Raw genomic sequence first — 16,095 nt, forward strand, 5'->3', positions numbered from 1 at the left:
CCATGGATGCCTTGTTGCAATCGCTCGGTGGTTGGGTTTGGTTGTGGGTCATTGCCGCCGCATTTGGGGGGGTCTTGTGGGGCATTTTGGGGGGCGCGCTGCCGGGCATTTCGCCGTCGATTGCCATGGCTTTGCTGTTGCCATTCACAGTGGGACTGCCGCCGACCATTGCCATCGTTCTCTTGGCCAGTGTCTATGTCGGTGCTGAATATGGTGGATCCATCCCGGCCATCTTGATCCGCACCCCGGGTACCAATTCAGCATCCGCCACCGTCATCGATGGTTTTGAAATGGCCAGGCAAGGCAAAGCGGGTGAGGCGCTGGGCATCTCCCTCACTTCAGGTCTGGTGGGCGGGTTGTTTGGTTTGTTGGTGTTGGTGTTGGCCACCGAAAGTTTGGCCAAAGTGGCCTTGGCTTTCACGCCGGCGGCTTATTTTTCTCTGGGTGTTTTGGGGCTTTCGGTCATTGCCAGTTTGTCCGGGGGCACCTTGCTCAAGGGCCTGGTGGCCGCGTGTCTGGGGCTGATGATCGCTTTCATTGGCAGCGACCCCGTCTCCGGTGTGTCCCGTTTCACCTTTGGCTCTGCCGATCTGCTCGATGGCGTCAAGCCCATCATCATCATGGTGGGTTTGTTTGCCGTCACCGAAATGTTGGTGCAAATCGGTGAGCCTGCATGGGCCAAAGCCGACAAAATTTCCTCGCGTCTGAAGTTGCCCGATTGGGCCATGACCAAGCGCTTGTTCCGGCCACAGGCCATCGGTGCTGCGGTGGGCACGTTCGAAGGGGTCACCCCTGGCGCAGGCGGCACGGTGGCGGCTTTCATGGCGTACTCCGAAAGCAAACGCTGGTCCAAGCACCCCGAAGAGTATGGGCATGGTTCGCCTGAGGGTGTGGCGGCACCGGAGGCGGCCAACAACGTGGTCACGGCCACGGCGCTGGTGCCTTTGCTCAGCCTGGGCATTCCCGGCTCGAACTCGGCCGCCATCTTGATGGGGGGCTTTCTCATCCATGGCTTGCAGCCGGGCCCCATGTTGTTCACCAAGGCGCCCGATGTGGTCTATGGTTTGTATGGCGGTTTGTTGGTGGCCAACATCGCCATGCTCCTGATTGGTCTGGTCATTCTCAACCCGTGTATCTGGTTGGTCAATCGCCCCAAACCTTATCTGATTGCCGGTATTTTGGCTTTGGTCATGACGGGTGTTTACGCACTGCACCAAAGTATTTTTGACATCGCCATGACGTTGGCTGTCGGTGTTTTGGGTTACGGCATGCGCCTGTTGCGCATCCCTGTTTTGCCGATGGTCTTGGGTTTGGTGCTGGGCTACATGGTCGAGTCCAATTACCGCCGCAGCTTGTTGATTTCGAGCGGGGATCACAGCATTTTCTTGACGGACACGGTCTCTGCGGGCTTGTTGGCTTTGTCCCTGTTCCTCGCGCTTTACACCGGTATCAAAGAGTTCACTGAGAGAAAGTCGAAAAAATGAGTCAAGCAAGCCCTTCGGGTGCCACCATCGCCGCACGACTGGCCAGGGCCATGGCCCTGGCCAAGCCCGAATCAGACCCGCTGGCTTTGCCCGTGGCACGGCGTTTGTTGATGGACGTGGCCGGCATCTGCATGGCGGCTCGCCGCGAGCGTTATGTGCTGGCTGCTCTGGAAGCTGTTGAGCAATCAGGGCCCTGCAGCGTGTTGGGTTTTCCAGCCGGCTATGGTGTGGAGGCGGCTGCGTTTGTCAATGGCATCGCTGCACACGGTGAGGATTTTGACGACACTTACGAGGGGGGCCCTGTGCATGCCGGCGCCGTGATCGTGCCGGCTTTGTTGGCTGTGGCGCAGCGGCACACGCTCACGGGCGATGCTTTGTTGCGCGGCATCGCCATCGGAGTTGAAGTCACCTGCCGTTTGTGTGCCGTGGCACCGACCCGCGTTCACAAGGCCGGTTTCCACCCAACAGCCATTTTTGGCGTTGTCGGTGCCGTGGCCGGGATAGGCACGGCCATGAAGTTGAGCGAAGTGCAAATGGTCCATGCCATGGGTTTGGCCGGCAGCATGGCCGCAGGCATCATCGAATACTTGGCCGACGGTTCATGGACCAAGCGCATGCACCCGGGTTGGGCGGCGCAATCGGCGTACCGTGCGGTGCGCCTGGCACAGGCCGGTTTTGTGGGGCCTGCCACGGTCTTTGAGGGGACGCACGGTTTGTTCCATGGTTTTGCCAATACGCTGGACGGTGACTTTGAAGCCATGCTGGCGGGCTGGGGTGAGCAATGGGTCTGGACCACCATCGCCTTCAAACCCTATGCGTGTGGCACGATGGCTCATCCCTACATCGATTGCGCACGCACTTTGCGCCAACAAGGCGTCACGCCTGACCAGATTCAAAGCGTGGTGTGCGAGACCGCCGAGGGCATCGTTCATCGCTTATGGGAGCCCTTGGCACTCAAGGCTTCACCGCCCAACGCTTACGCCGCCAAGTTCAGCATTCCCTATGCCATTGCAGCAGGCCTGGTGTTGGACGATGCGGGTTTGTCGGCCTACACCGAGGACACGGTGCAACGCGAAGACTTGCGCGCCCTGGCTGCCAAAGTGCGTTATGTGGTGGACCCGGCCAATCCTTATCCGCGCCAATTCACAGGACATGTGCGGGTGACGCTGCACGATGGCCGCGTGTTGGAAGAGCGCCAAGGCTTCTTCAAGGGCGGGGCTGAACACCCATTGAGCGATGCCGACTTGGCGCAGAAGTTCAGAGCCAACTGCAACCATGGTGGTTTGAATGGGGGGCAAACTCAGGCCCTTTTGGATGCGCTCAATGCCGCTTTGTTGGGAGAGCCCTTGTCTTTCTCGGCATTGGCCGCATCGGAGTCGGCATGAGCAAGCACACCACGGGTTCACTTCGCCGTGTTGCCTTGGTCACCGGGGCGGGGCGCAACATTGGCCGGGCCATCGCGTTGGCCTTGGCCCGTGACGGCATGGCTGTGGCCGTCAATGTGCGCAGCTCCGTCGCCGAAGGTCAAACGGTGGTCGATGAGTTGAAAGCACTGGGTGTGCCGGCGCTTTTGTGTGTGGCCGATGTCACCGATGCCTTGGCTGTGCAAGCCATGGTGTCCCAGGTGGCTGCTCATTTTGGACGCTTGGATGTCTTGGTGAACAACGCAGCCATTCGCAAAGAGGCCACCTTGGCCAGCATGAGCAGTACAGATTGGCGCAGCACGCTGGCCGTGGTTTTGGACGGTGCTTTTCACTGCACCCAAGCGGCTTTGCCGTACCTTCAAAAAGCCACCGATGGCGCTGTCATCAACATCGGGGGGCTGACCGCTCACACCGGCGCTGAAAACCGTGTGCATGTGGTGACCGCCAAAGCGGGCCTCGTGGGTCTGACCCGTGCTTTGGCCCACGATTTGGCCGCCCATCAAGTGACGGTGAACTGTGTCTCGCCCGGCATGATCGACACCGTGCGACAGGGCAGCAGTGTGTCGGCTCAGCCACAGCATCACAAAAAACACGCGCCTTTGCTGGGCAGGCGCGGCACGGCCCAAGAGGTGGCGGATTCGGTCGCTTGGCTGGCCGGCCCGCAAGCGCGCTTTGTGACGGGGCAAGTGCTGCACGTCAATGGGGGCACTTATTTGGGGTCCTGATCCCACGCAGCGCCAGCGATGGGCAGTGTCAGGGTTTGAGGGCGCATGCCTGCCCACCCAGCCAGCGCCAAGTGGGTGAAAAAATCGGCCTTTGACCGAGGGTGTGAACTGTCCGAACCCGGGTTGGCTTGTGCTCGGACCCGTCGGGGCTTCACCGCTGGTGAGACGGCCTCAGATCCCGCCATGTGGGTGTGTGGGGTCGATCCAAAGCACCGTTTCAGGTTTTTCAACAGGCGCAATGTCCATGTTCACGGCCACGGCCTGGCCATCGCTGCGGCACAGCACGCACTCCAGGGTCTCGTCTGCGCTGGCATTGATCTCTTGGTGCGGCACGTAGGGCGGGACATAAATGAAATCACCGGGTCCAGCCTCTGCTGTGAATTCCAGCGCATTGCCCCAGCGCATGCGGGCCCGCCCCTTGACCACATAGATGACACTCTCCAAAGGCCCATGGTGGTGGGCGCCGGTTTTGGCATTGGGGTGGATATGCACCGTGCCTGCCCATAGTTTTTGAGCGCCTACCCGCGCAAAATTGATGGCCGCCTTGCGGTCCATGCCCGGCGTGGAGGGCACATTGCCATCCAGCTGGTCACCCGGCACCACACGCACACCGTCATGTTTCCAGTCGGTCAGCGGGTGTTCTTGGGCTGAAGGCGCGTTGTGGTCGTCGTGGTTTGGCAGCATGGTTCGGGTCCTCACGGGTGCAGAGAATTTCACTTTAGCATGGGGCTTATGCCCCATTTCTGGGTGGGCCTGCTCGGGGCTCCACTAAACTCTGCCCACTGTTCACCAAAACGAGATGTCTCTCGCAGTCGCGACAGTTGATCTTTCTAACCACTGAATCTCCATGAAATTCAAAATGTCCGAAAAGTCGCTCTTTGCGACTTTGCTGCGCGCTCCATGGTGGGTGAGCTTTTTGGTGATGTTCGGCGTGGCCTTGGTCGCCGGTGCTTTGCTCCCTGAGGCCTACAAAATAGCGGGCATGCTGGGTGCGTTTCCATTTTTTGTGATCGGTGTCATGGCGGCTTGGCGGCAAAGAAATGCCATCTCGGCCAGCCGCATTCAGGAATTGGTCGAACAAGCCCGGGGGATGGGTTGGCGTGATTTCTCGGTCTTGGTCGAAGAAGCGTTGCGCATGCAGGGCTTTGTGGTCACCCGTTTGAATGAGGGCCCGGCCGATTTTCAGATCGAAAAAAATGGGCGCATGACCCTGGTCAGCGCCAAACGTTGGAAAGCGGCCACCGTGGGGGCCGAGCATTTGCGCGAATTGCTGGCCGTTCGTGACAAGCGCGATGCTTTTTCATGCACCTGCATGAGCCTGGGCGTGTTCAGCCAGGCGGCCATCGATCTGGCCAGCGACAGCCCCATGCAGTTGCTGGGAGCGGCCAACATTGCCCAACTCATGCATGATGGGGCCAACGCCTTGCAAGCCTGAATCAGGTCAATGGTTGGCGACACATTTTTTCAGCTCTCCAAGGACTTCCATGACCCGACCTCTTCTGGGTGAATCGGCCATCCATCCTCACATCCGCCAACGCATCGCCGAGCACCACCTGCCGGTGATCGAGCAGGTGCAAAACGCCATCGCCCAACACCCGGTGGTGGTGGTCGGTTTGTCCGGCAACCCCTTTGTGGGCAAGGCCCGCAAGGCCTTGGATGCAGCAGGTGTGGCGCACGAGTACATCGAGTTTGGCAGCTATTTTTCACAATGGCGTTTGCGCAATGCCCTGAAGATGTGGACGGGTTGGCCCACTTTCCCGATGGTCTTTGTGCGTGGCACGCTGGTTGGCGGGGCCGATGACCTGCGCCGTCTGATCGCCAGCGGCGAATTCCAGACCTTGCTCAAAGCTTGAGCGCAATGGGCGCACGGGCAAAACCGGAGTTGTGGCGCACCGAGGTGGGCGATGCGGTGGCCGTGCTGAACATTCCGGGTGAATTGAAGCGCCCCCGCGCGTTTGACATCGATGTGAGCTTGTGGGTGCGCGTGCCTGAAGACCATGCCGAGGCTTGGCACGCCTTGACGCTGGAAATCGACGGCAAGCAACAATGGCATCGCCGCATTGCCAGCAGCTGCCCAGGCCAGACCGATGGGCTCGATTACCATTGCCGCGTGGTGCTGGAGGCGGGGCCAGCTTTGCGCATTCGCGCTGTAGCGGGCACACGCGGTGCGGTGGTGCAGCGCTTGCAGATCGAAGCGCGAGAAGACCTGCAGGACTAGCCAATCACCTGCAACTCGCGCAGCGGTCTGTTGTGCAGCAGGCGTTCAAAGCCCAGTTCATCGACGGCCATCGTGGTGGACTTTCCTTGCAGCATCCACTCGGCCAACGCCAGGCCAGCGCCGGCCGCATGCTGCATGCCATGTCCCGAAAAGCCGTTGATGAAAAACAGGTTGCCAAGAGCGGGGTGCGGGCCAATCACGGCGTTGTGATCGAAACTGTTCATCTCGTAATAACCCGCCCAGGCCCGCTCCACCCGCAGGGCGGCGAGTGCCGGAATGCGGTGCGCCAAAGAGGCCCATTGGGTGTCGTTCCATTCGGACCAGTCGGGCTCCAGCGGCAGGCCGGGCGCGCTGAGCAAAGGCTCCGCACCGCTGATCAAAAAACGACCCTCTGGGCGCAGCCACCAACCGCTCGGATCGATCAGCAAAGGGCACCCTGGCAAGGGCTCGGGGCAAGACAGCACAAACACCGTGCGCCGCGCTGCCTCGATGGGCAGTTGCACCCCGGCCATGGCGGCGACCTCTGCGCCCCAAGGCCCTGCGGCATTGACCACTTGGCGGCATGACAAGCTGCCGCCACTGGCCAGCCGCACAGCGCGGATGTGTGTGTCGGTGTGGTCCAGGCCCACCACCCGGTCGTGCAGGCGCTGGACACCTTGCGCCATGGCTTTTCTCAAGAAGGCTTGGTGCAGGGCCGGGCCGTCAAACCAACCCTCGCCGCTCAGGCCCAGACTGCCCAGGGCCACATCGTCCACGTTCAGCCAGGGGTAGCGCGGGCGCAGTTCATCCTGCCCCAGCAAGGCCACATCGGCCCCGGCGCTGGTTTGAATTTGGTGCGCAGTGTGCAGGGCAGCCGCTTGTTCGGGCTGGGCCAGGTACAAATAACCGGGCTCTTGCAAACCCAAATCCACCGGGTGATCGGGCAGACCCAAGTGTTCATCGGCTTCGCGCAAAAAAGCGATGCCGAATTGGCTCAGGCGGATGTTGACAGGGCAGGTGAATTGCTGACGGATCGAACTGGCCGACAAGGATGAAGAGGCTTGTGCATAGCGCGTGTCCGACTCGACCAGCGTGACGCGCAGGCCCGGTTGCAAGCGGGTCAGCCAATAGGCCGTGGCTGCACCCATCACGCCGCTGCCGACGATCACCACATCGGGGTGGTTCATGGGACAGCGCCCTCGGCCAATGCCGCGCGGTACACCAGCCGCGCCGCCACGGTGTCTTCTACCGCCTGGCCCAGCGATTTGAATATGATCGTGGTGCCCGCGGGTGGGGGGGCTGCACGGCCGCACAAAATCTCGCCAATTTCTGCCGCCACCTTTGCGCCTGACAGCAACACATCCCCCGACTCCTTTTCAGCCGCTTCGCGCTGATCGGCGACCACCCAGTGGGCCATGGCCGCGTCGTCCAGCTCGCGCCAACTGGGGCGGGGCGCACCCACCGCAGCCACAAAGGCACCGGGTTTGAGCCATGCACCACGCAGCACCGGCGCGCTGGCATTGGTCACGGTGCACACGATGTCGGCACCGCGCACGGCTTGTTCCGCGCTGGTGCAGGCCACCGCGTCAATGTCTTGTGCGCACTGTTGTGCGTTGGCCGCAGTGGGGCTCCAAACGCGGATCTCGCAGACCTCTCGCACGGCCCTGAGCATTTGCGCGTGGCTGCGGGCCAGCACGCCGCTGCCCAGCATGGCCACCACTTGTGGGGTGCGGGGCACCAGCGCATCGGCTGCAACGGCAGAGGCCGCCGCAGTGCGCATTGCGGTGATGGTGTTGCCCTCCATGACCGCCAGCGTCCGGCCCGTGGCCGGATCCATCAGCACAATGGTACTGAGCAAGGTGGGCAAGCCTTGTTGTGCGTTGCCCGGCACCAGGGTGATGAGCTTGGTGCTCAGGGCATCGCCCAGTTGTGCGGGCTTCAAAAAAAGCAAGCCATCGCTGTCGGCCTCGCCAATGGGCATGACCATGCGCAGCGGCTGCACCACTTGGCCCAGTGTCAGCGCCACCAAGGCTTCGCGTACGCCGTGTAACAAATCGGGCACGTTCAGCAGTTGCTGCACGCGGGCTTCGTCAAAATAATGAACCATGGGTTGTCTCCTGCAGGCCTGTGGTCGTCATGCATTACACCGTGGCAATCGGCGTGGCCGGTGAGCCAATGGCGCCCGGCAGACGCAAGGGTGGGGCGGTGAGTAAAAACCGGTGGCGACCCTGGTCACGCAGCCAGTTGGCCAGGGGTGTTAAATGCCAGATTTCACCCAAATGGACGCCCAGTTTGAACAAGCAATGCTCGTGCAAGGGCAGTGCCGCACAGCTGCCGGGGCGGGGCGTGGCGGGCAAACCTTCCACCGCGTAGTTGTCAGCGATCAGGGCCACCAGACCCGAATCGGTGATCCACTGCAGCAACCGCTCGTCGCGCCCCTCCAGCACAGCGCAGGTGTTTTCTACCGCATGTGGATCGGGCTTTTTGTTCATCTCCAGCAGCATCTGCGCAAAGCCGGTGTGCAGACACACCATGTCGCCCGGTTCCACCACCACTTGGTCTTTTTGCAAGATGTCCATGAGCAGGTCGTAACCCACACGCACCCGCTCGCGGCCCAGGTGGGCATGCAGGTCGATCATGACCGCGCGGCCCTGCACACAGCGCTCGGACATTTTCTCGATGCCCAAGGCTTTGGCTGCCGATGTCGATTCTCGGGCGATCTCTGGAAAGCCAAAAATACCAGCACCCGCGCCACTGCTGGGCCCCACCACATCAGTGCCTGCGCGAAAACCGTTGTAATACACCGGCTCGGGCACGCCGTCGCCGTTGGCGTCGAACATCGAGCCCACATGCGCCAGGCTGTCCCACTGTGTGCTGTACTGCAAGTGCAGGATGACCAGGTCGTCGCACACCACATCGGTGCAGGCCGGGTCATCGCACAGCAGTTGGTAGTTCATGTTGGGCTTGTCACCGCGCAGGGTGGGGCGCAGCACAGGCGGCTGTCGCCTGGGGTTGAGCACGTTGCCGCCCGGAAAATCCAGCGGCAGGCTCAGGTTGAAGGTCTGCCCCGTGCGCACTTCGCGCATGCCCTGCAGCACTTTGTCAGGCGTGAGCAGGTTCATGCGACCGAATTGGTCGTCAGGCCCAAAGTCCCCCCAGTTTGAGCCCGGCGGGCGGTGTTTCCAGCGGGGAGAAGAGGGCATGCAGGACTCCTGTGATGACGGCCTAGACACAACGCGTTGGCCACGCATCTTGTGCGCGGCGATGTGGCCTGGCTGTCACCGATCTGACTGGGCCTGCTGGGGGGGGAGCATGCGCTGCCCACTTGGGGCGCTCACGGCAAGTCTTGGCCCTGAAATTCACGCCACAGCAAATACAGTCCACTGCACACCACCACCAAGGCACCGAGCACCACGGCCAGGTCAGGCACTTGGCCAAAGACCAGCCATCCCAAGACGGTCATGTAAAGGATTTGTTGGTACAAAAAAGGCCCGAGCACCGCCGCCGACGCGTAACGGTGGGCCACGGCCACAAAGTAGTGGCCAATGCCGCCACACAAACCGGCCAGTGCCATCACACACCATTCGACCAGCGTGGTCGGTTGTTGCCATTGCCACAGCGCCACAGGCGTCAGCACCAAGGCGGCCACCACCGCCGATGTCAGTTGCGTCGTGGCCGGGTTTTCGCTGCTGGCGAGGTAGCGCGTCATCATGTTGAAGAGCGCGTACAAAATGGCATTGAGCGCCGACAGCAAGATGGCCGGGTGAAAGCCCTGGCTGCCGGGACGGATGATGACCAAAACGCCCGCAAAGCCCACCGCGATGGCCAGCCATCGCTTGGGGTCCAGACGCTCGCCCAGCCACCAAGCCGACAGCAGGGCGATCAAAATCGGCACGGAAAACTGCATGGCCCCGGTCTCTGCCAACTGCAAATACTGCAAGGCCCAGAAGTTCAGCGCCGTCATGGACGCCAGCATCAAGCCGCGCATCAGCTGCAAACGGGGGTGCCGCCAACGCAACAAATCGCCCTTGACCGACGGTGCAAACACCGCGATGGAAAACAGCGCGTGCGTGAGAAAGCGCATCCACACCACCTGCATCACTGGCAAGGTGAGCACCAGCCACTTGGCCGACGCATCGAGCACCGCAAACATCAAAGTGGTGACCGTCACCAGTGCAATGCCGATGCGGCGGTGCCGAGCGCTGTCGCTGAAAAGTTGGCTCATGGGGCCTGTGCTCAACGCTTGCGCGGTGTCTCCAGACCGCCGGTGTAAAAACGGTTGAAAGTGGGGGAGATGACCAACTCGTTGATGCAGGTGCGCTCAGGCATCTGCGCGACAAACAGGATGGCCTGGCCAACGTCTTCGGCTTGCACCATGCGCTCGCGTTGTTCGGCAGACGGCGGCACGGGCCGCTTGTCCAAAATCGGCGTGGCCACTTCGCCGGGCACGAGTGAAGTGGCGCGGATACCGTGTGTGCACTCTTCCATGTTGATGGACTCGGTCAGGGCCAGCACGGCGCGCTTGGTGGCGTTGTAGGCCGGGCCAGTGAGTTTGGACGCGTACAGCCCCGCCCAAGATGACACGTTGATGATCAAGCCGCTTTGCTGCTGACGCATGGCGGGTAAGACCGCGTGCACGCCATAAAACAGGCCCGACAGGTTGATGGCCACCACATCGTCCCAGGCTTCGGGCGTGAGCACGTCGAAATTGCGTTGCGTGGCATTGGTCCCCGCGCTGGTCACCAAAATGTCGATCCGCCCATGTTGATCCAGAATTTGCTGCGCAGCAACTTTGACCGCGTGCTTGTCAGCCACGTCCAGCAGCAGGGCCTCGGCGCTGCCCAGGGCCTGCAGCGTGGCCAAAGCGCTGGCGTTGGTGGCGGCGTTGCGGCCCGAAATCACCACATGGGCTCCGGCTTGCACCAGCGCCATGGCGCCTGCCAAACCGATGCCGCTGCCCCCGCCTGTGATCCATGCAACTTGTCCGGTGAGCGATGCAGCCATGTGTTTGTCCTGAACTTGAGGTGGGAATCCCGCCGCCGCCAAGCAGCCATGTGGGGTGATCCACGGTCAGGTTAACCCAGCAGCAGAGCCCCCGCCTGCGCCTGAGGTGACAGTGGCCGACGTGGACCGCGCGCTGGGCCAGGGCCGCAAACCATCATTTGGGTAAATCGCGCGCGCCGCTCTCCGGGCGGTACATTTTGAACAGCTGCTCGGGCCCGATGGTGAAGTAGTCTGCGGGGCCACCGCCGCGCAAAATGTGCCCGGCATTGGCGGTGTCGTACACTCCGCCTTTGAGCAAGCGCTCGTCGATGTGGATGCCCACCACCTGGCCAAACACCATCCAAGTCTCGACTTTTTGGCCCTGCAGGTCTTGAAGCTGCAGGATTTGCGTGCAGCGGCACTCAAAGCTCACTGGGCTTTGCGCGACACGCGGCACACCCACCACCCGAGAGGCCTCAGGTGTCAGCCCGGTCAAGTCAAACTCGCTCACTTCGGGTGGCACCGCCTCACAGGTCTGGTTCATCACTTCGGCCAGGTCGCGCGTGACCAGATTCCATACAAATTCACCCGTGGCTTCGATGTTGTTGAGCGAATCTTTGCGCCCAATGCTCGAGAAACCGATGACTGGTGGCACGTAATTGAAGGCGCTGAAAAAGCTGTAGGGCGCCAAATTGAGCACGCCGCTGGGGCTGCGGCTGGACACCCAACCAATGGGGCGCGGGCCCACGATGGCATTGAACGGGTCGTGCTTGAGGCCGTGGCCCAACTGGGGTTCATAAAAGTGCATGGCGTTCAACTCGTAAAAAAACCCCTCGAAAGGGGTTCAAACCTGAGGGTTAGAAAGTTTACTTCTTGACGCAAGCAGGGTTGGATTCGTTTTCTTTCTTCGAGCAGTCGACTTTTTTGTCGTCCATTTTGCCGCCGCCGTGCGCACCTGCGAAGGCGGGCATGGACACCAACATGAAAGCGGAAACGAGGGCAGTCATCACGAATTTCATAGAAACACCTTGGAGGATAAAGGTTGAAAAAAGGGCCAAAAAAAGTGGGCAGGCGTGAACCAACGCACATACGCATACTATCAACCCTCAAAGACACATGAAAACCATGGACATCTCCCATCGCCACCGCTTCGATGCGATCACACCACTTTTCGGCGCGCTCGTCACTGTGCTTGGGAGCCTGTTGGTGGGGGTGTCGCCTGCTGACGCTCAAGAACGTTTTGTGCCTTCACCCAATGCGGTGGTTTTGTCCGCTTCGGTGCATGCTGCCAGTGGTCGCCCCCAGTCTTTGCGGGGTTTGGACAAAGCCTGGCGCTCTCAGCCTCAACATTTGCCTTCGGCGCTGGCCTACGCCAGGGCAGTCTTCACCTTGGGCCTGACCGAAGGTGATTTGCGTTGGTATGGCTCGGCCAAGGCGGCATTGACGCCCTGGTGGACGGCGGCTGATCTGCCTGCGGAGGCCTATTTTTTGCGGGGTTTGGTCAAGCAGGGCTTTCACGGGTTTCAGGATGGTTTGCAAGACATCCAACGTGCCATCGCTTTGGAGCCTGCACGGCCCGAGTTTTGGTCTTGGCGATTTGCCTTGCACCTGCTCTTGGCCGACATGTCGGCGGCCCATCAAGATGTGGCGGAGATGGAACGCTTGTTCGGTCCAGAAGAAGCCCAGGTCTACCGTGCTGTGTTGCTGTACCGCACAGGCCAGCCTTCGCCCGCTGTGAACCTGCTGACTCAGGCCATGGCTTCGCCCCAGGCCCAAGACGCTTCCTCGCAAGACTGGCTGGGCTTTCATTTGGGCGAGGCGCACCGCGTGGCCGGGCAGCCTGCTCGCGCTTTGGCCGTCTGGGGTCAGCGCCTGCAGGCCAGCCCGCAGTCGCACCTGATCCGCTTGTCTTTGGCCGATCTGCTGAACCAGCAAGGCCAATACCGGCAAGCCAAAACTGTGGCCATGGCTGACACCCCCAGTGGCGATGCCCCCAATAAAACCGCCAACCTGACCGATGCGCTCTTGATGCAGGCGGTGTTGGCCAGTCGCGGCCTCAAAGACCCCGACGAAGGCCGCTTGGCCAGCCAGTTGCAAGCGCGACTTCAGACGCAAGCTTTGCGGCAAGAGGCCTTGATCGAGCGCCCCAAACTCATTTACCAAATTGCCTATGGGCGCGACCTGAAAGCGGGGCTGGCGCTGTCCGTGGACAACTGGCAATTGCAAAAAGAACCGCCCGATGCCCTCTTGTTTGTTCAGGCCGCACTGGCCTTGGGCCAAGCTCGGGCCGCCGAGCCCGTGGTCAATTGGGCAGACAAAACCGGTTACACCGAGCCGCAATTGAGCGCCATGCTGGCGCAACTCAAGTCTCACCCAAGCTGGACCCGGGGGCGTCCATGATGACTTCTCCAAACCAGGGTGGGTTGCGGCGCTGCTGGGTGGTTGCGGCATGGGCAATCCTGAGCCTGCTCAGCCCCCCTGTGGCCCATGCGCACTCCAGCAGCAACAGCTACCTCACGCTCAGCGCATCTGGCCCCGCGCTGACGCTGCGGGCCGATGTCCACATGCGCGACCTCGACCTGGTTTTTGACTTGGACGCCAACCGAGATGGCCAAGTCACTTGGGGCGAGACACTGGCACGAAGCCCCGAGTTGAAGGACTGGCTGGGTCAGGGCCTTGGACTGACGGCAGCGGGCCAAAAGTGCGCCTTGGGGCTGGCAGACCTGCAAGCGAGCGAGCACGCCGATGGCACATACCTCAGCGCTCAATGGGTCGTCAATTGTCCGGGGCTGACCTCTGCAGCCGATGCGGCCGAGGCCCGTCTGGCCTTGCGTTATGACTTGATCTTTGCCCAAGACAGTTTGCACCGTGGCCTGCTCAAGGTGGATTTGGGCGATGACACGAGCAGCGCCTTGCTCAGCCCGGACCGGCCGGAGGCCCAAATCAGCCGCGCCGACGGTCACCCACTGCACGTTTTCGGTCGCTACATCCTCGAAGGCGTGTGGCACATCTGGATCGGTATCGACCACATCGTCTTTTTGCTCAGCCTCTTGGTGCTGGCCCCTTTGCAGTCCGCGCGCCAAAGGGTGGTGCATTGGCCAGCGGCCATGCAAGCTCGGCCTGTGGTGTTGGATGTGCTGGCGGTCGTCACAGCGTTCACGGTGGCCCACTCCATCACGCTGGGCTTGACCATCACGGGTTGGCTGACGCCACCCGCCGATATGGTGGAGCCGGCCATTGCCCTGTCGGTGGTGCTGGCCGCGCTCAACAATTTACTGGGGGTTAACGCCCTCAAGCGATGGCGCTTGGCCTTTGTCTTCGGGTTGGTGCACGGCTTTGGCTTTGCCAGCGTTTTGCTGGACTTGGGGCTGCCCGCCAGTGCGCTGCTGGCCGCCTTAGGTGGCTTCAACATCGGTGTGGAGCTGGGCCAGTTGGCCATCGTCGGCGCGTTTTTGCCTGTGGCCTGGTGGCTGCGCCACACCCGGTTCTACCGCTGGGTGGTGGTGGCGGGGGGCTCTTCGGCCATCGTGGTGTTGGGCGTTTTTTGGACGCTTGAACGCGTAGGATGGCTGGGCTGATCTTCTGCAGCGGCTTGCGTTGTAACGCGAGCAGTGACCGTCTCACATGAAGAAGTAAAAGAACACGATCATTTGCATGCGCCGCAGGCCATCGGCCCGGCCGATCTGACGGCCTGAGCCGTCATAAAGGCGCTCGCCATCGATGCGGCCCATTTGGGAGCCCGAAGCGCTGTACAGCCGGTCGCCATCGATGCGACCTATCTGGCTCCCCGACGCGTTGTAGACACGGTCTCCGTCAATGCGCCCCAGCTGCCGCCCGGAGCCGTCGTAGACACGTTCACCGTCGACCCGCCCGATCTGCTGGCCCGAAGCGTTGTAAAACCGCTCAGCATCGATCCGCCCCAAAGCTCGCCCACTGCTGTCGTACATGCGCTGGGCCCAAGCGAGAGGCATCAGCAGGCTCAGAACAAGCAAGGCAGTGGCAGGGCGCAGTGTCATGGTGGGTCTGGGGTGGTTCGTGTGGGTTGAAAAAAACATGGGCTGTCCGATCGGCTGTGGAGGGGTTCACAGGCCTTTGGCGCAAACCGCCTCCTGGGCCTGCTGCGTGCTTTGCCGCCGGGTCAGCGCACCCGCTTGCAACCACTGGTGCAGGTCTTGCAGAACTTCGCGGGTTTGCAGCTGGCGCGTTAACAGGTGCCAGCCTTCGGGGTAAACCACAAAGTCCAGCGCTGTACCGGGGGCGCCTGATGCGCTCAGTTGGGTGAGCCAGTCGCAGACCGCGGTGGGCGGAATGATGCGATCTTGCAGACCATACAGCACCAGACTGCGCTGCTGTGGCCGCGAGTTCAGACTTTGGGCGCGGCCCATGAGCGCCGTCACCCCGGCCAAGCTGCTGACGCGGGTGGCTTTGATGAAGAGCGGGTCGCGCCCAAGTTCGCGAGAAACTTCGATGTCGTTGGTGGGGGTGATGCCCAGCGACTGTGCACCCCGACCTGTGAAGGTCATGTCGGGGACAAGGGCATTCATGAATTGCAGGCCGAAGCGTTGGTACCAGGGCATGCTTTGAGCGCCCCAAACGGCAGGTGCTTTGAGCACAAGCTGGTCCGCAGCCAAGCCAGGCGACTCACTTGCCGCGACCCACACCAAGGCGCCACCCATGCTCTCGCCGATCACCGTGAGCGGCAAGCCAGGGTGCTGCTGGCGCAGTTGCATGGCAATGTGGCGCAAGTCGGCCAAGAGCACATCCGCGCCCGGCCAGATCCCAGGTTCAGCATTGGCCCCAAAGCCACGTTGGTCATAGGCGTAGAGCGTGGCACCGAGTTCGCCCGCCAAGTGCTGCGCCATGGGCTCAAAAGCCTTGCTGTAGTCGTTGAAGCCATGCACACCCAGCACAATCTGCCGGGGCGCAGGCGTGGACCAGACGCGAGCGGCCAGACTGTCGCCGCCGGGCAGAGCAAAACGCATGGGCGTGGACGGAAGCACTTGGGCTGGGCTGATTTTGTCGGGTACAACGGGCGTGTTCGGGGGGGACGCAGGGGCGCTGCAACCGACCAAAAACAGCCAAGCGAGTGTGGCGAGCAACCGCGAGGCAGCGCACAGGTCAAGCGTGAAGAGGGGCATTTGAGGGCATTCCAAGGCACTTTGTCAAAAGTCACAATGATCACACGGGGCTTCATGGTTGGGGCCACAGGGTCCATGCTACCTGGTGACCGAATCGATGCACCGTAGGGGAGACTCAGGGCGTTGGCGCTCAAGCGCATGGGG

At 61.6% G+C, this 16,095-nt stretch carries 18 protein-coding genes; 8 read left to right on the forward strand and 10 right to left on the reverse strand.

The genetic code is table 11. The features are described from left to right. Positions 1–2 precede the first annotated feature (2 nt). The 3 genes from ACHEXK_RS04680 to fabG are packed head-to-tail and all read left to right on the forward strand — an operon-like array spanning position 3 to position 3,633. Positions 3–1,484, forward strand: a complete 1,482-nt coding sequence (locus ACHEXK_RS04680) for a tripartite tricarboxylate transporter permease (protein ID WP_416548206.1) — start codon at positions 3–5, stop codon at positions 1,482–1,484. Beyond that, entirely contained in the window at positions 1,481–2,869 is a 1,389-nt protein-coding gene (locus ACHEXK_RS04685) for an MmgE/PrpD family protein (protein WP_416548207.1), read from the forward strand. Before ACHEXK_RS04680 ends, ACHEXK_RS04685 begins: the two co-directional genes overlap by 4 nt. Beyond that, positions 2,866–3,633, forward strand: coding sequence for a 3-oxoacyl-ACP reductase FabG (gene fabG / locus ACHEXK_RS04690; protein ID WP_416548208.1), 768 nt, complete (start codon positions 2,866–2,868; stop codon positions 3,631–3,633). Before ACHEXK_RS04685 ends, fabG begins: the two co-directional genes overlap by 4 nt. Positions 3,634–3,804: 171 nt before the next feature. On the opposite strand, the gene ACHEXK_RS04695 is transcribed toward fabG, so the two are convergent. Next, the gene (locus ACHEXK_RS04695) at positions 3,805–4,317 is read right to left on the reverse strand and encodes a cupin domain-containing protein (protein WP_416548209.1); all 513 of its coding nucleotides are present in this window, start codon (positions 4,315–4,317) and stop codon (positions 3,805–3,807) included. Between the two features lie 163 nt (positions 4,318–4,480). Here ACHEXK_RS04695 and ACHEXK_RS04700 point away from each other — a divergent pair, with 163 nt between their 5' ends. Genes ACHEXK_RS04700 through ACHEXK_RS04710 form a run of 3 tightly spaced genes read left to right on the forward strand, consistent with a single transcriptional unit; the run spans position 4,481 to position 5,851 of the window. Continuing rightward, on the forward strand, positions 4,481–5,068 hold the full coding sequence (locus ACHEXK_RS04700; RefSeq protein WP_416548210.1) for a restriction endonuclease: 588 nt from the start codon (positions 4,481–4,483) through the stop codon (positions 5,066–5,068). A 49-nt stretch (positions 5,069–5,117) separates the two neighbouring features. Beyond that, positions 5,118–5,486: a glutaredoxin domain-containing protein gene (locus tag ACHEXK_RS04705; RefSeq protein ID WP_416548211.1), complete on the forward strand. Its 369-nt coding sequence runs from the start codon at positions 5,118–5,120 to the stop codon at positions 5,484–5,486. 5 nt (positions 5,487–5,491) lie between these two features. Further along, positions 5,492–5,851: a hypothetical protein gene (locus ACHEXK_RS04710; protein WP_416548212.1), complete on the forward strand. Its 360-nt coding sequence runs from the start codon at positions 5,492–5,494 to the stop codon at positions 5,849–5,851. Here the strand turns inward: ACHEXK_RS04710 and ACHEXK_RS04715 are convergent. From ACHEXK_RS04715 to ACHEXK_RS04745, 7 genes are all read right to left on the reverse strand, one after another. Next, positions 5,848–7,017: an NAD(P)/FAD-dependent oxidoreductase gene (locus tag ACHEXK_RS04715; RefSeq protein WP_416548213.1), complete on the reverse strand. Its 1,170-nt coding sequence runs from the start codon at positions 7,015–7,017 to the stop codon at positions 5,848–5,850. The two genes, ACHEXK_RS04710 and ACHEXK_RS04715, sit on opposite strands and share 4 nt — an antisense overlap. Beyond that, the gene (locus ACHEXK_RS04720) at positions 7,014–7,937 is read right to left on the reverse strand and encodes an ornithine cyclodeaminase family protein (protein WP_416548214.1); all 924 of its coding nucleotides are present in this window, start codon (positions 7,935–7,937) and stop codon (positions 7,014–7,016) included. The genes ACHEXK_RS04715 and ACHEXK_RS04720 overlap by 4 nt, the downstream gene beginning before the upstream one ends. 34 nt (positions 7,938–7,971) lie before the next feature. Beyond that, the gene (locus ACHEXK_RS04725; RefSeq protein ID WP_416548215.1) at positions 7,972–9,033 is read right to left on the reverse strand and encodes a cyclase family protein; all 1,062 of its coding nucleotides are present in this window, start codon (positions 9,031–9,033) and stop codon (positions 7,972–7,974) included. A gap of 131 nt (positions 9,034–9,164) precedes the next feature. After that, positions 9,165–10,055 (reverse strand): DMT family transporter, encoded by an 891-nt coding sequence (locus tag ACHEXK_RS04730; RefSeq protein WP_416548216.1) that lies wholly within the window; start codon positions 10,053–10,055, stop codon positions 9,165–9,167. Positions 10,056–10,066: 11 nt separating this feature from the next. Beyond that, the gene (locus ACHEXK_RS04735) at positions 10,067–10,834 is read right to left on the reverse strand and encodes an SDR family oxidoreductase (protein WP_416548217.1); all 768 of its coding nucleotides are present in this window, start codon (positions 10,832–10,834) and stop codon (positions 10,067–10,069) included. A gap of 154 nt (positions 10,835–10,988) precedes the next feature. Then, positions 10,989–11,621: a flavin reductase family protein gene (locus ACHEXK_RS04740; protein ID WP_416548218.1), complete on the reverse strand. Its 633-nt coding sequence runs from the start codon at positions 11,619–11,621 to the stop codon at positions 10,989–10,991. Positions 11,622–11,679: 58 nt separating this feature from the next. Next, positions 11,680–11,820 (reverse strand): hypothetical protein, encoded by a 141-nt coding sequence (locus ACHEXK_RS04745; RefSeq protein WP_322992866.1) that lies wholly within the window; start codon positions 11,818–11,820, stop codon positions 11,680–11,682. Positions 11,821–11,938: 118 nt separating this feature from the next. On the opposite strand from ACHEXK_RS04745, the gene ACHEXK_RS04750 reads away from it, so the two are divergent. Then, positions 11,939–13,213 (forward strand): hypothetical protein, encoded by a 1,275-nt coding sequence (locus tag ACHEXK_RS04750; protein ID WP_416548219.1) that lies wholly within the window; start codon positions 11,939–11,941, stop codon positions 13,211–13,213. Continuing rightward, complete coding sequence (locus ACHEXK_RS04755; RefSeq protein ID WP_416548220.1) at positions 13,210–14,391, forward strand: HupE/UreJ family protein; 1,182 nt, start codon at positions 13,210–13,212, stop codon at positions 14,389–14,391. Before ACHEXK_RS04750 ends, ACHEXK_RS04755 begins: the two co-directional genes overlap by 4 nt. Positions 14,392–14,433: 42 nt before the next feature. Here ACHEXK_RS04755 and ACHEXK_RS04760 read toward each other — a convergent pair whose 3' ends face one another. Both ACHEXK_RS04760 and ACHEXK_RS04765 read right to left on the reverse strand, forming a co-directional pair. Beyond that, a complete protein-coding gene (locus tag ACHEXK_RS04760; RefSeq protein WP_416548221.1) occupies positions 14,434–14,829 on the reverse strand; it encodes a 5-fold beta-flower protein in 396 nt (131 codons plus the stop codon). 66 nt (positions 14,830–14,895) lie between these two features. Further along, positions 14,896–15,795, reverse strand: a complete 900-nt coding sequence (locus tag ACHEXK_RS04765) for an alpha/beta fold hydrolase (RefSeq protein WP_416548222.1) — start codon at positions 15,793–15,795, stop codon at positions 14,896–14,898. Positions 15,796–16,095: the final 300 nt, after the last annotated feature.

It is taken from the genome of Limnohabitans sp. DCL3 (assembly GCF_048019295.1).
Classification (GTDB): domain Bacteria; phylum Pseudomonadota; class Gammaproteobacteria; order Burkholderiales; family Burkholderiaceae_C; genus Limnohabitans_A.

Bases quoted from the DNA above. Each gene is read 5' to 3' on its own strand.
- ACHEXK_RS04680 (WP_416548206.1), top strand. From the start codon at position 3: ATGGATGCCTTGTTGCAATCGCTCGGTGGTTGGGTTTGGTTGTGGGTC.
- ACHEXK_RS04685 (WP_416548207.1), top strand. From the start codon at position 1,481: ATGAGTCAAGCAAGCCCTTCGGGTGCCACCATCGCCGCACGACTGGCC.
- fabG (WP_416548208.1), top strand. From the start codon at position 2,866: ATGAGCAAGCACACCACGGGTTCACTTCGCCGTGTTGCCTTGGTCACC.
- ACHEXK_RS04695 (WP_416548209.1), bottom strand. From the start codon at position 4,317: ATGCTGCCAAACCACGACGACCACAACGCGCCTTCAGCCCAAGAACAC.
- ACHEXK_RS04700 (WP_416548210.1), top strand. From the start codon at position 4,481: ATGAAATTCAAAATGTCCGAAAAGTCGCTCTTTGCGACTTTGCTGCGC.
- ACHEXK_RS04705 (WP_416548211.1), top strand. From the start codon at position 5,118: ATGACCCGACCTCTTCTGGGTGAATCGGCCATCCATCCTCACATCCGC.
- ACHEXK_RS04710 (WP_416548212.1), top strand. From the start codon at position 5,492: ATGGGCGCACGGGCAAAACCGGAGTTGTGGCGCACCGAGGTGGGCGAT.
- ACHEXK_RS04715 (WP_416548213.1), bottom strand. From the start codon at position 7,017: ATGAACCACCCCGATGTGGTGATCGTCGGCAGCGGCGTGATGGGTGCA.
- ACHEXK_RS04720 (WP_416548214.1), bottom strand. From the start codon at position 7,937: ATGGTTCATTATTTTGACGAAGCCCGCGTGCAGCAACTGCTGAACGTG.
- ACHEXK_RS04725 (WP_416548215.1), bottom strand. From the start codon at position 9,033: ATGCCCTCTTCTCCCCGCTGGAAACACCGCCCGCCGGGCTCAAACTGG.
- ACHEXK_RS04730 (WP_416548216.1), bottom strand. From the start codon at position 10,055: ATGAGCCAACTTTTCAGCGACAGCGCTCGGCACCGCCGCATCGGCATT.
- ACHEXK_RS04735 (WP_416548217.1), bottom strand. From the start codon at position 10,834: ATGGCTGCATCGCTCACCGGACAAGTTGCATGGATCACAGGCGGGGGC.
- ACHEXK_RS04740 (WP_416548218.1), bottom strand. From the start codon at position 11,621: ATGCACTTTTATGAACCCCAGTTGGGCCACGGCCTCAAGCACGACCCG.
- ACHEXK_RS04745 (WP_322992866.1), bottom strand. From the start codon at position 11,820: ATGACTGCCCTCGTTTCCGCTTTCATGTTGGTGTCCATGCCCGCCTTC.
- ACHEXK_RS04750 (WP_416548219.1), top strand. From the start codon at position 11,939: ATGGACATCTCCCATCGCCACCGCTTCGATGCGATCACACCACTTTTC.
- ACHEXK_RS04755 (WP_416548220.1), top strand. From the start codon at position 13,210: ATGATGACTTCTCCAAACCAGGGTGGGTTGCGGCGCTGCTGGGTGGTT.
- ACHEXK_RS04760 (WP_416548221.1), bottom strand. From the start codon at position 14,829: ATGACACTGCGCCCTGCCACTGCCTTGCTTGTTCTGAGCCTGCTGATG.
- ACHEXK_RS04765 (WP_416548222.1), bottom strand. From the start codon at position 15,795: ATGCGTTTTGCTCTGCCCGGCGGCGACAGTCTGGCCGCTCGCGTCTGG.